Source organism: Vibrio sp. 11-4(1) (genome assembly GCF_013048625.1).
Taxonomy (GTDB): Bacteria; Pseudomonadota; Gammaproteobacteria; order Enterobacterales; family Vibrionaceae; genus Vibrio; species Vibrio diabolicus.
Genome location: NZ_VHSY01000003.1, coordinates 479,871 through 492,755, shown reverse-complemented (window position 1 = coordinate 492,755; position 12,885 = coordinate 479,871). Strand labels below are relative to the sequence as shown.

14 protein-coding genes are annotated in these 12,885 nt (G+C 46.4%); 10 read left to right on the top strand and 4 right to left on the bottom strand.

What is annotated here, in order from left to right:
• Positions 1 to 164 precede the first annotated feature (164 nt).
• Together FKN16_RS08665 and FKN16_RS08660 are read right to left on the bottom strand one after the other, a co-directional pair.
• Entirely contained in the window at positions 165 to 563 is a 399-nt protein-coding gene (locus FKN16_RS08665) for a hypothetical protein (protein ID WP_005379193.1), read from the bottom strand.
• Positions 564 to 718: 155 nt separating this feature from the next.
• Complete coding sequence (locus tag FKN16_RS08660) at positions 719 to 1,156, bottom strand: DUF2383 domain-containing protein (protein ID WP_005394423.1); 438 nt, start codon at positions 1,154 to 1,156, stop codon at positions 719 to 721.
• Positions 1,157 to 1,519: 363 nt separating this feature from the next.
• Here FKN16_RS08660 and FKN16_RS08655 point away from each other — a divergent pair, with 363 nt between their 5' ends.
• The 4 genes from FKN16_RS08655 (at position 1,520) to FKN16_RS08640 (ending at position 3,781) form a co-directional block, all read left to right on the top strand.
• Positions 1,520 to 1,768, top strand: coding sequence for a hypothetical protein (locus FKN16_RS08655; RefSeq protein WP_005394426.1), 249 nt, complete (start codon positions 1,520 to 1,522; stop codon positions 1,766 to 1,768).
• A gap of 46 nt (positions 1,769 to 1,814) precedes the next feature.
• Positions 1,815 to 2,327: a hypothetical protein gene (locus tag FKN16_RS08650; protein ID WP_170902482.1), complete on the top strand. Its 513-nt coding sequence runs from the start codon at positions 1,815 to 1,817 to the stop codon at positions 2,325 to 2,327.
• Positions 2,272 to 2,643 (top strand): hypothetical protein, encoded by a 372-nt coding sequence (locus tag FKN16_RS08645; RefSeq protein WP_225311738.1) that lies wholly within the window; start codon positions 2,272 to 2,274, stop codon positions 2,641 to 2,643. The genes FKN16_RS08650 and FKN16_RS08645 overlap by 56 nt, the downstream gene beginning before the upstream one ends.
• A gap of 67 nt (positions 2,644 to 2,710) precedes the next feature.
• Positions 2,711 to 3,781, top strand: coding sequence for an AI-2E family transporter (locus FKN16_RS08640; protein ID WP_170902481.1), 1,071 nt, complete (start codon positions 2,711 to 2,713; stop codon positions 3,779 to 3,781).
• A gap of 18 nt (positions 3,782 to 3,799) precedes the next feature.
• Here the strand turns inward: FKN16_RS08640 and FKN16_RS08635 are convergent, their stop codons facing one another.
• Entirely contained in the window at positions 3,800 to 6,247 is a 2,448-nt protein-coding gene (locus tag FKN16_RS08635) for a bifunctional diguanylate cyclase/phosphodiesterase (RefSeq protein WP_164666599.1), read from the bottom strand.
• A gap of 191 nt (positions 6,248 to 6,438) precedes the next feature.
• Complete coding sequence (locus FKN16_RS08630; RefSeq protein WP_170902480.1) at positions 6,439 to 7,347, bottom strand: DMT family transporter; 909 nt, start codon at positions 7,345 to 7,347, stop codon at positions 6,439 to 6,441.
• Between the two features lie 168 nt (positions 7,348 to 7,515).
• On the opposite strand from FKN16_RS08630, the gene rmuC reads away from it, so the two are divergent.
• From rmuC to tatB, 6 genes are all read left to right on the top strand, one after another.
• Positions 7,516 to 9,048, top strand: a complete 1,533-nt coding sequence (rmuC, locus tag FKN16_RS08625; RefSeq protein ID WP_104971126.1) for a DNA recombination protein RmuC — start codon at positions 7,516 to 7,518, stop codon at positions 9,046 to 9,048.
• Positions 9,049 to 9,126: 78 nt separating this feature from the next.
• Positions 9,127 to 9,906 carry a bifunctional demethylmenaquinone methyltransferase/2-methoxy-6-polyprenyl-1,4-benzoquinol methylase UbiE gene (ubiE, locus tag FKN16_RS08620; protein WP_005379210.1) on the top strand — a complete coding sequence of 260 codons (780 nt, stop codon included), beginning with the start codon at positions 9,127 to 9,129 and terminating at the stop codon, positions 9,904 to 9,906.
• 11 nt (positions 9,907 to 9,917) lie between these two features.
• On the top strand, positions 9,918 to 10,553 hold the full coding sequence (locus FKN16_RS08615; protein ID WP_005394440.1) for an SCP2 domain-containing protein: 636 nt from the start codon (positions 9,918 to 9,920) through the stop codon (positions 10,551 to 10,553).
• Positions 10,550 to 12,184, top strand: a complete 1,635-nt coding sequence (ubiB, locus tag FKN16_RS08610; RefSeq protein WP_104974618.1) for a ubiquinone biosynthesis regulatory protein kinase UbiB — start codon at positions 10,550 to 10,552, stop codon at positions 12,182 to 12,184. Before FKN16_RS08615 ends, ubiB begins: the two co-directional genes overlap by 4 nt.
• Positions 12,185 to 12,236: 52 nt before the next feature.
• Positions 12,237 to 12,482 carry a Sec-independent protein translocase subunit TatA gene (gene tatA, locus FKN16_RS08605; RefSeq protein WP_005382958.1) on the top strand — a complete coding sequence of 82 codons (246 nt, stop codon included), beginning with the start codon at positions 12,237 to 12,239 and terminating at the stop codon, positions 12,480 to 12,482.
• Between the two features lie 3 nt (positions 12,483 to 12,485).
• The gene (tatB, locus tag FKN16_RS08600) at positions 12,486 to 12,884 is read left to right on the top strand and encodes a Sec-independent protein translocase protein TatB (protein WP_005382959.1); all 399 of its coding nucleotides are present in this window, start codon (positions 12,486 to 12,488) and stop codon (positions 12,882 to 12,884) included.
• The last annotated feature ends 1 nt before the right edge of the window (position 12,885 follow it).

Genomic DNA, 12,885 nt, shown 5'->3' with positions numbered 1-12,885 from the left:
GCTTTGTAGCGTGCCTTTGTTTACCGGTTTAGTCGTAGTTTTGAGGGAACCAATAAGGTCGCTGCGTAGGTGCAGCGGCTTTTTTATATCGGCATTTTTTTTTGTATCTGAGAGAGCGTCTATTTATCGTTCTCGAAGTGAAAGGAAGAAGGGGGTGAGTATGACTACTCACCCTGGGGTAAGTGCTTTTCAATTTCATCGTTTTCGACTTGTAAAGCAGCTAACCAGTAAGAAACAAGCGCCGTTAAGTTAGTGTCGTCAATGGCTCTGAGTAGCGCTTTTAAATCATCTAACAACAACTTGTTCATGAAATGCATTTCTTTGTAATTACCTAATTCGGCAACGCCGTATTCGGTGGCATTTTCTGCAATGAATTGTTCACCATCTTGGTCGAAGAACAACTTCGCCATCTTTTTGATCATCACTTTTTCTATTTTAACGAATCGATACGCCGCTCTTGCGAGTGTCATATGCGATTGCGGATTAACGAGAGGCAAACACGTTTGGCGATGGTGTGTCATTTTTACGAGTAGCTCCCTTACTCGATTATTATCCAATGTCATACTGACCTCTTTATTTATGACTACCGTGTTGATTACTCGGTTTAGTGTTTTCTAGTTTTGGTTGTATTGAGGTGCCTGTGGTCTTATCAGAAATGGCCAAAACGGGTTGGCCATTTTCTCTGCCAGCGCTTGATTGCAAAGGCGACCACTAAGGATCAGCTGATAAGGCTGATGCTGCTGAGCTTTTCTTTACAGCTTTTGATATCACTGCGAACTTTCAGTAGAACCGAATTATCCGCTTGCTCTGGGTGGCTAGTAATTAGGTTTTCGATCTCTTTGAGCACCTTGCTTTCAACACCTTCGAGCTGTTCCAAATACATGGACTCTTTGTCAGAAGACACCTCCTTCATCACATCGCTGTATACCTCACGCGCTTTAATGGTGTAGGAAACCGGAGTGTCGTCGGCAGAGTCTTCCTGGTTATTTGCCAATGTGTAGGGAGTAAGCTCAAGCACCGCTCGCTCACGTACTCTAAGCAGTTCTACCAACACATTATTCAAAGAAGTGTTGTCAATGTTCTCAATGGCCTTGTTGTAAATGTCATTTCCGCTCTCGATAAGCTCAATGATTGAGGCGATATTTTCATTTTTCATATCTCACTCCTGATTTGGTTGGTGATGGGAGTGTTTGTACGTATGGGGAACAAACACAGATGTTTCATCTTTAGTTGCAGGTTGTATGCCAATGAATGTTATTTTTCTATTAATCAATTGGTTATGAGTTTATTGCGCAAGAATTGGAGGGTTGCAGACGTGGTGCTAAGAAAAAATTACAAGAATGTTGGGGAAGTCTGGAAAGAATTACACGTACAGATAAGGGTTTGTCGTGAAACAAAATAAAAATCAAATAAAAACAAATACTTATAATTTTGGCACGGATATGGCTTTGTTGTGAGTAAGTGAGTTCAAAAGTTGTTTCACTTGATTTACTACTCAACTCATCAACGGAGGCTAGTTATGGCTACAACAAAAGAAAGCACAGTAAAACCTCAAGAGCAGTTAGAAGAAGCATATCACTTAGCGGAGCAAGCCACGACGGAAGCCGTCGGCGCAATGAAAGACCAAGCTAAAGAGAAATTTGATGTGGGCGCGGAACACGTTCAGCAGGCGACCAAGTCGGCAGAGAACGTTATCAAGGAGCGTCCATTGCTGAGCATTGGTTGTGCCTTCCTTGCGGGTTGGGCGGTTTCGAAGCTGATCAAATAATCACGGTCCAACGGATTAAGCCACATAACAGAAGGCGAGGGTTCCAATGAATAATTCCGGACAAGTCACCAACCAGCAACCGGGCTCGGCCGCAGCAGACAGCGGTCGAGCCCCAAGTGGGGCAGAAGAGCAGGATATCCAACAAACCATCAATGGTTTGAGCAGTATTCTTTCACAACTGGACCAATTGACTCAATCGCTGAAAGCGTGGTCGGGTTCAACGTTGGATTTGTTCCTCTTGGAGGTGAAAATTAATGCGTCCGCAGCGCGACAGATTTTGCTGTGCACCATTGTTTTTACCTTATTGTCGGTATTGTTCGTGTTCAGTTTGTGCCTTGCCTCTGGTGTGGTGGCTTATCAGCTGACCGCTAACGTGTATGTTGCCGTGGGCGTATTTATTGCGTCCTTAGGTTTGGCATTACTGTCTTTAGCTTGGTGGCAGAAGCGTTTAGTTGGTTTCCTTGGATTCAAAAATACGGCAGAACAGTTGCAGGAGGGGTGGGATGCGCTCGCTACAAAAGCTCAATCGAGCCATGCGAATCAAGCGGATGGAAGGTAAGGCATCTTTAGAGCAATGCTGCTTGTCGATGGAAATGTTCACATTTACCACTAAGAAGTTTGTGAAAGAAAATCCTTGGACGACGCTAGGTATTAGTGCTGTCGTTGCTGTTACCGCTGCCAAAGCGGGTCGATTGTCTCGACTGACTTCCTCTATCTCTTCCATGGGGCTATTGGCGAGTAGTGTCTCCGAACTGACGGATTCGCTTGCCAAGCCAGTTATGGCAGCGTCTTCTAACCAGTCGGGCGTAGAACAAGGTCAAAATGCAGAACCACAAGCAAGCAATACTGCTTCGACAGAAGAGACCGCGACATAAGCAGAAGTCGAGCAACCCCAATAACGGCTTTCGCCGATAATCATTCCTACCGACCTTGAGCCTTTTTATGACAGCGAAATTGAACATCCCTGCCAACACCGCGATTGGTGCAACCCTTCTTGTCTTATTGCTCGTTCCTGGGCTGTATTTTGCTAAGCCAATCTTGTTACCTATTGTGCTTAGTACCTTTATTTCTCTGTTATGCAGTCCTTTCATTAACTATCTTGAAGACAAAGGTTTACCGCGCGCGATTACCGTCGTGGTGACTCTGTCATTCTTGGTTGGTGCTTCAATTATTGGCCTTGCTGCCATGTCGGAGCCTGCCAAGCAGTGGTGGTCTGAACTGCCCAGTATCGTGAAAAATGTGTCGCAAGAAGTGAGCGAAGTGACTCAAGCCTCGGCGGATCACCTTAATACGCCGCTGAATATTGCCAGCGATATGGGTATGGATGAAGTCGGGAACAATACCGTATTTTCTTTGGTGAAGACACTCGCGACCACGACGCCGACCATTTTGACACAAGCGATGATCGTGCTGTTTATGGTTTATTTTATGCTCAATCACGGACGCAGCTTATTTCGAAAGTCAGTGTCGTACTTGCATGGGTTTGCCAAGCAGCGCCAAGCGATTGAACTGGTCAAAGCACTACAGAAAGACCTATCTCGATACATTGGCACTATCACGTTGGTGAATGCGGGACTTGGGTTGAGTGTTGGGGCTGTGTTTTTTGTTTTAGGCCTTGAGGACCCGTTCTTGTGGGGTGCGTTTGCTGGCGTGATGAATTTTGCGCCGTATCTCGGCCCAGTCATCTCCATGGTGAGTTTCGGTTTTGTGGCTTATCTGCAGTTGGAGTCGGTCAGTTTTATGCTCACTGTGGTGTCTATCTATTTGTTGATCAACTTGATTGAAAGCCAGTTTGTCACGCCAACGTTATTAGGGAAAAGATTCAATTTAAATCCGTTAGTGATCTTCGTTTGGCTCGTGTTCTGGGGTTGGCTTTGGGGTGGTATGGGGCTCTTAATCGGTGTACCGCTATTGGTCTGCATTAATATTTTGGTTGAGCGTCTGGAGCTGTGTCAATCAACTCACAGTCAACCAAGCCAAACCATCCCCGAGGATGTGGCTCCACGAGAATGACTTGGGCTACAAGCTGGCTCAACGAAAAAGTTTTTCCGCACTTACTGGCTGGCTAAAAAGATACCCTTGACCGTAAACACAGCCTTTTTCGAACAAGTAATCGGCTTGCTCCTGAGTTTCTATTCCTTCCGCTACCACTTTCAATGACAGTGTTTTGCCCATGGCGATAATCGCATTCACAATCGCATTGCTATCGCTGTTGCTGGGTACATCACTGACAAACGAGCGGTCAATTTTCAGCTTATTGATGGGTAAACCTTTTAAATAAGACAAAGACGAATAGCCTGTGCCGAAATCATCCAGAGAAATCTCGATGCCTAACCCTCTTAGTTGATTTAACGACGCAATGGCTTGTTGAGGGTCGATCAGTAAAAAGCTCTCGGTTATCTCCAAATCCAGCCGTTGAGCAGGAAAACCGGTTTGATTGAGGATATCGCTCAATCTCTGAATGAAATTCGATTGCTGAAGCTGTAATGCCGACACATTAACCGCAATTCTGCCAAACTCAACGCCTTGTTTCAGCCAAGCATTTCCTTGCTGACAAGCGTGTAGCAAGACCCACTCGCCAATGCTTTGGATAAGCCCCGTTTTTTCTGCAATTGGAATAAAGTCGGCTGGTGGTACAAGGCCAAATTCGGGGTGCTGCCAGCGTAATAAGGTTTCAACGCCAACAATCGCATGTTGCTCCAAGTTATATTGTGGCTGGAACTCTAATCGAAGTTGCTGTTTTTCTATCGCTTGATGCAAAGCAGATTGAATGCGCACATGAGATACCGATTTATCGGTTAAATCTGGCGAGTAAAACGCGTAGCCGTTGCGTCCATTTTTCTTCGCTAAGTACATCGCCGTATCTGCGTTTTTGAGTAAGGTTTCGCTGTCTTGGCCGTCTCTTGGGTATAAGGCTATGCCAATACTGGTCGAGACGCGCAGTGAGTCGTGATTTGCCAAGTCGAACGGTTGTTGGAAAACGCTGAGAATATCGCCGACGGTTTCCAGCAAAGCCACATCACTGTGGACGTCCGGCAAAATGATCACGAACTCATCGCCGCCAATACGAGCCACATGCGCATTTAAGTGAAGAATATCTTGCAGACGGATAGCCAACTTAGACAGCAACTGATCACCACAAAAGTGACCCATGCTATCGTTGATGTGCTTGAAATGGTCGATATCCAGAAATAGGGTGGCAAACGTCTGTTGGTTCTTGTGCCCGGTTTCAATGTGTTGCTCAAGCAAGCTAAGTAAATGGGTGCGATTAGGTAGATTCGTTAACGGATCATAAAAGGCCATGCGCTGCAGTTTTTCTTCGTGTGCTTTACGCACGGAAATATCTTCAAATACACAGATGTAGTTAATGAGATGATTTTTATCGTCCATTACGGCACTAATGGTCGCTAACTGCGGGTAAATGCTGCCATCTTTCTTTCGGTTGATGAACTCGCCTTTCCATTGACCTTTGGTTTCGAGCTGATGCCACAACTGTTTATAGAAGCCTTGGTCATGATGACCAGAGCGCAGAATTCTGGGGTTCTTTCCAATCACCTCTTCAGAGCGATAGCCGGTGATTTGAGTAAAGGCTGTGTTTACATCAATGATGTTGGCATTGCGATCAGTAATGACCATGCCTTCTTGTGAGTTATTAAAAATTTTGGACGCCAATGAGAGTTGCGTTTCGACCATTTTCCGGCGTGTGATGTTGCGTGTCATGCCCAGAATGCCAATTAAGTTACCGTCATTATCACGGACAGGAGACTTAATGGTTTCTAGCCAAGTTGGGTTATTGTTTTCATCAATTTGGCGGCATTCTTCGACGATGTTCAGCGTGCCTGTCGCCACGACCAAGTTATCGGCCTCAATGAACTTCTCTGCTCGTTCGTGGCTAAACAGTGCGAAATCGTCTTTGCCGATGATCTCACTGTTGGTCTTTTGCCACGCATTTTCTACGCTTCGATTGGTCATCGAATAAAGACCATCCATGCCTTTTATCCAAATATGGTCTTCAAGGCAGTCGATAAACTCTTGCAGCGTCGGTAATGGTGTGGTCGCTGCAGTTTGATGGCGTGTTCGTTCTTGCTGGTAGTGTGAGCTGACATCAAAGCTCATTCGCCCCACTAATGCACTCAGCCAAGCAGACACTACCGTGATTTGATCGTCAGGGTGAGTTAGCGCTAATACGGCAAACAGATCGCCATTTGGTAGCCAAATTGGACCTATGCTCAAGGTTTGCTGTCCAAAGGATGTGTGGCTTATCGTCAAGTCTGTCGGTTTAAATTGATCGGCAACTTGCACTACCACTTCGACGATAGCGCAATGATTTTGAACCGAGGTGGACACCTCAGTTGATAGCCACTGCTGGGTATCGCTCAGAGTATAAAGTTGTCCCTGAGCTTGAGTAGCATCACAGCATTGTTGCAGAGCCTGTTGCCAGTCTGCCATCAAAGGCGAAGGAATAGCGAAGCGAAACATAATTAATAACGTGTCCTGAAGCGCCCAAAGATAGTGGTATTAGAATCTAGCTTAAGCTATTGGGCCGTGTTGGTATCGTATCCAACGCTTAGGTAATTCCCAGCAGCGTAAGGCGCTTTCTATCATTAAACTGTTAGCTATATCTCTTTTTTATCCAACTCATTGCATCGTTTATTGAGGTTTTTTGTTCATCATTGAGAAGTGCTCATGGCTTTGTTTTTTTTACCCCACGATACTTGTTGGACCACTAATCCACTGATGATCAGTATTAAACCAATCAAGGTTGATGGATGAATTTCTTCACCAATGATAGTTGCCAATAGCATCAGTGAGATGAATGGCGAAGCAAAGATCAGATTACTGATGCGGGCTGTGTTTTGTGTCGATTTGAGGGCGCTTAGCCATAGGACGAAAGTAATCCCCATTTCAAATAGCCCGACATACGTCACCGCTGCCCAGCCTTTAATTGAGATTGCCTGCCAGCTCGCACCTTCATAAATACTTAAACCAATGGCAAATGGAATAGCGACCAAAAAACCAAGTAATACACCAACCACAGGGTCGGCCTTATTTTTGGTGTTTAAAATCCAGTAACCAGCCCACAACAGTGTCGATAGCAGCGCCAGCCCCACGCCCAACGGGCTCTCGAATTGCATGCCGAGAACATTGCCTTGTGTGGCAATCACAATCACGCCTACATAACTAAAACCGCAAGCGAGCCAATCTTTAGCACGGATCTTCTGCCCTAAGAAAACAGCAGCCATTAGCGTCAAGGTAATGGCCCAGCTGTAGTTGATCGCTTGGGCTTGGGATGCAGGCAGCAAGTCATACGCTTTAAAGAGAATGACGTAATACGCCAAGGGGTTAATCAACCCAAGCAGTAGGTAATACCAAGGGTTTGAGAGGAAGGTGGCACTTAACTGGCCCAACTTGCCTTGCACACCACAGATTATCGTCAGCGCAAGCGCAGAGACGATACTGGCAATGCACAGCATTTGGATTGGCGTAAATTCTGCCAACGTGAGTTTAAATGCGGTTGCAACGGTAGACCAAAGTAATACTGCTGAGAGCCCAAATCCTAGGGCGCGACGCTCGTTCATGATGCCTCTGCGTGATGATGTGCCGCTCGGTCTGGTTCATTTGAGCGGAAGAAAGAATATTATAGGAAGGCCTAGTGTATGCGAGGATTTTTCATCCAACAAACTGGACATTTATCCAGTGTCTAAATACCATTGTTATAGATACAAAACACAGGCTAACTCGCTATTATGCAATGGATTCTTGAGTACCAATCTCTCATTCTCTCTTCTCTTTGCGCTGCCACGCTTAGTGGTGTCGCCGTCGGTTGGTGGGTGAAACAGCGTTTTATCACCCAAACTCAGCTTCTCGAACAACAACTTGTTTCAGAAAAGCAGTTTCACCAACAGCAGCTTGAACAGGTTAAACAAAGCCTTGCCGATGCCCAGCAAGAGTTGGATGAATTAGATGATGAGCGCGATAAAGCCGCGTTTGAAGTACGCCAAACACACGGAAAGCTGATGGCAGCAATGGAAAAACTGCGTTACTTCGAGGCCGTAAAGCAAGAGCGCCAACAATACTTTGATGAGCTTGGTCAGATGCGTGAGCACAAATCACGTCTAGAAACGCAACTGCGTGAGCAGCAAGCACGTCATGAGCAAATCAACCAAGCCAATGCCGAAAAACTGCAAATTCTAGAGCAAGCGGAAGCGCGCCTGAAACAGCAATTTGAGCACTTGGCCAACCAACTGTTTGAAGAAAAAACCGCGAAGGTCGACTTGCAAAACCGTCAGAGTTTGGAAGGTTTGTTGTCACCGCTCCGAGAGCAGCTAGAAGGATTCAAAAAGCACGTTAATGACAGCTTTAGCCAAGAAGCTAAAGAGCGCCATACCTTAGTGCATGAGCTCAAAAACCTGCAACGTTTGAATGAGCAAATGACGCGAGAAGCGGTTAATTTGACCCAAGCGTTGAAAGGGGACAACAAGCAGCAAGGTAATTGGGGCGAAGTGGTGCTCGCTAGGGTGCTTGCCGAGTCGGGACTGCGTGAAGGGCACGAATATCAGACTCAGGTGAATTTGCAAAATGAAGCAGGCAAGCGCTACCAACCTGATGTGATTGTTCATCTCCCACAAAACAAACAAGTGGTTGTGGATTCCAAAATGGCGCTGGTCGCCTATGAGCGCTATTTCAACGCCGAAACTGATGCCGAGCGAGACCAGGCTTTGAGTGCGCACTTAGCCGCACTGCGTGCTCACATTAAGGGTTTAAGCATGAAGGACTACCACAAACTCAAAGGTATTCAGAGTTTGGACTATGTGCTGATGTTTATTCCGGTTGAGCCTGCGTTCCAAGTCGCGATTCAAGCCGATCCAAGTTTGATCAAAGACGCGATGGAGCAAAACATCATTTTGGTGAGCCCAACAACGTTGCTGGTGGCACTGCGCACCATTGATAATCTATGGCGCAATGAACGCCAGAATGAAAACGCCAAAATGATTGCGCAGCGCGCGACAAAACTCTACGACAAATTACGATTGTTTGTGGACGACATGGAAGGGCTCGGCGGTGCGCTGGATAAGGCGAATCAAAGCTATCAAGGCGCAATGAACAAGCTTGCCACAGGGCGCGGGAATGTGATTCGTCAAGCCGAAAGCTTTAAGCACCTTGGGGTTGAAATCAAACGACCAATTTCTTCTGACCTCGCACAGTTAGCGCAGAGTGATTCATTTTCAGAAAATGACCCGTTAGTAGAAAGACATCCGGCTGAGGATAAAGTAAACTAATCGCCCGCAGTGCAGTGGGCGATTTTATTTGTCAGCAAACGCCCCGCAGAGAGAAAGCGCTGCCTAAGAGGAATTAGAATGACGGACACAAGTTTGCAATCCAATACAGCGTTAGAGAATGAAACCACCCACTTTGGTTTCTCTACAGTGGCAAAAGACGAAAAAGTGACTAAGGTTGCCGAAGTATTCCACTCCGTGGCAACAAAATACGACATCATGAATGACCTGATGTCTGGTGGTATTCACCGCCTTTGGAAGCGCTTCACTATCGATTGTAGTGGCGCTCGCCCTGGCCAACGTATTCTTGACCTAGGTGGTGGTACGGGTGATTTAACGGCGAAATTCTCGCGCATTGTTGGCGATGAAGGCCATGTCATCCTTGCTGATATCAATAATTCAATGCTTAACGTTGGTCGCGATAAACTGCGTGACAACGGTATTGTGGGTAACGTGCATTACGTTCAAGCCAACGCAGAAGAACTGCCGTTCCCTGATGATTATTTTGATGTCATCACCATCAGTTTTTGTTTGCGTAATGTGACTGACAAAGACAAAGCGCTTCGTTCAATGTTCCGCGTACTGAAGCCAGGCGGCCGTCTATTGGTGCTAGAATTTTCGAAACCAGTTCTAGAGCCGTTATCGAAAGTATACGACGCATATTCATTCCACTTGTTGCCGAGAATCGGTGAGCTAGTTGCGAATGACTCAGAGAGTTACCGCTACCTAGCGGAGTCAATCCGTATGCATCCAGACCAAGAAACGCTGGAAGGCATGATGCAAGACGCAGGTTTTGAAAACACCAAATACTACAACTTAACTGGTGGTATTGTGGCTTTGCATCGCGGTTATAAATTCTAAGGGTTAACGGCATGCCATTTGAACCACTTATCACCGCTGTGATTGAAACGTCACTGAATACTCTGATCAAAGACGACCCTGCATTGGGCCGTCGTTTAGCGCGTCTAAAAGGTCAAGTTATTCAAGTTCACCTGAAAGAGATCAATAAAACACTGACGTTCGTTTTTAGTCAGCAAATTGATGTGCTCGGTCATTACGAAGGGCAGCCTAACTGCTACTTATCGCTCAACTTGAGCGTGTTGCCAGAGCTGCGTGACCAGGCCAACATCACTCGCCTTATTAAACAAGATAAACTTGAGCTTGAAGGCGATATTCAATTGGCGCAGAAATTCTCTCAGTTGATGGTGGATTGCAAGCCAGATGTTGAAGAGTGGTTGTCTCGCGTAACTGGCGATGTCGCCGCACATACCTTTGTGCAAGGTTCAAAAAACATAGGCAACTTCCTCGCATCTCAAGCAGAGAAACACCAGCGTCATCTTGCGCAAGTAGTGACTGAAGAGTGGAAGTTGGCACCTGCTCCTCTAGAAGTGGCGTATTTTTGCGACCAGGTTGATGAGGTGCGCAGCCAGGCTTCTCGCGTTGAAGCTCGCTTGACTGCTTTGCTGAATAAGCTGGATGCGGATAAGCCGGCATTGGAGAAACCATGACGCCAGCAGAACTAAAGCGCTTATACCACATCGCCAAAGTACAACTGGAATACGGCTTAGATGAGCTGCTTCCCGATCACCAACTGACCAAAGCTCCGTTATTACTGCGCAAAAGCCTGTTCTGGATTAAGAACAAGCATCCAGAAAAACCACTCGGTGAGCGCCTGCGTTTAGCGTTGCAAGAGCTGGGGCCGGTTTGGATTAAGTTCGGTCAGATGATGTCAACGCGCCGTGACTTATTTCCTCCGCACATTGCTGATCCCCTGGCTTTGCTTCAAGACCAAGTCGCGCCATTTGATGGTGAGCTAGCAAAAAAGCAGATGGAGCAAGCATTAGGTGGCCCGTTAGAAAACTGGTTTACCGAGTTTGATATCAAACCACTGGCGTCTGCGTCGATTGCTCAGGTGCATACTGCGCGTTTAAAAGACTCTAACCAAGAAGTGGTATTAAAGGTTATCCGCCCAGATATTCGCCCGGTCATTGATTCAGATCTAAAACTGATGCACCGAATGGCGCGTATAGTCGCCGGAGCGATGCCTGAAGCACGTCGTTTGAAACCAGTTGAAGTTGTACGTGAGTACGAGAAAACATTGCTTGATGAACTCGACTTACGACGTGAAGCGGCGAATGCCATTCAGTTGCGCCGCAACTTTGAAGGCAGCGAAGAATTGTATGTTCCTGAAGTTTTTCCTGACTTCAGTAATGAAACTGTCATGGTTTCTGAGCGAATATATGGCATTCAAGTCTCTGATATTGAAGGCTTGAAAGCAAATGGCACCAATATGAAATTGCTCGCGGAGCGCGGCGTGAGTGTGTTCTTCACTCAGGTGTTCCGAGACAGCTTCTTCCATGCCGATATGCATCCGGGGAACGTGTTCGTCAAACCAGAACACCCAGAGAACCCAATGTGGATCGGGCTAGATTGCGGAATCGTTGGTACACTTAATAGTGAAGACAAGCGTTATCTGGCGGAAAACTTCCTGGCGTTTTTCAATCGAGACTACCGCCGAGTGGCGGAGTTACATGTGGACTCAGGATGGGTGCCTGCCGATACCAATGTCGATGAGTTTGAGTTCGCGATTCGTATTGTGTGTGAGCCTATTTTTGCTAAGCCGCTGTGCGAAATCTCCTTTGGTCATGTGCTGTTGAATTTGTTCAACACGGCACGTCGATTCAACATGGAGGTTCAGCCACAGCTTGTATTGCTGCAAAAAACGCTGCTGTACGTGGAAGGGCTTGGTAGGCAGCTGTACCCTCAGCTTGATTTGTGGGAGACCGCAAAACCATTCCTTGAAGAATGGATGATGAATCAAGTTGGGCCGCAAGCTTTGGTGAATGCAATTAAAGATCGCGCACCATTTTGGGCGGAGAAGTTACCGGAACTGCCAGAGCTGCTTTACGATAGCCTGAAACAAGGTAAAGCGATGAACCAACGCATGGATCAGCTTTATCAAGGGTATCGTCAGAGCAAGCGCCAGCAGGCGACAGGAAAGTTTTTATTTGGCGTTGGCGCCACTTTAGTCGTATGCTCGGCAATATTGGTGAACAATGCTTTTGAGCAGCTTTCGTTGGCCAGCGGTATCGCAGGTGTCACATTTTGGCTGCTTAGTTGGCGAGCTTATCGTCAATAGACGTTAAACTCTTGAAATATTTTTGTTTATTTAAAGACCCGAGGTAAAGAGAATGGGTGGTATCAGTGTTTGGCAACTTCTAATCATTGCTGTAATTGTTGTATTGCTATTCGGAACTAAGAAACTACGCGGTATCGGTGGCGATCTGGGTGGTGCCGTTAAGGGCTTCAAAAAAGCGATGAGCGAAGATGAACCTGCGAAAAATGACAAAGACGCAGACTTCGAACCAAAAAGTCTAGAAGAGCAGCAGAAAAAAGAAGCTGCTCCTGAAACGAAAAAAGACAAAGAGCAGGCGTAAAACGTGTTTGATATCGGTTTTTGGGAACTGGTATTAATATCTGTTGTTGGTCTGGTCGTTCTTGGGCCGGAGCGTTTGCCTCATGCTATTCGCAGCGTGTCTCGCTTTATCGGTGCCGCTAAGAGTATGGCAAATAGCGTCAAAGACGAATTGTCACACGAGCTGAAAGTCCAAGAGCTGCAAGAAAACTTGCGCAAAGCAGAGCAAATGGGGATGGATGATTTGTCTCCTGAGTTGAAATCTTCAGTCGAAGAATTGAAGAAGGCAGCGCAATCTGTAAATCGTCCTTACGCAAAGAACACCGATTCAGAGGCTGAGCCTGTAAAAACAGAGCCAGCAGCAGAAAAGGTAGAGAAAGCGGAAGAGAGCAAGGTTACAGCGGCAGATAAGAAAGCCGAATAGT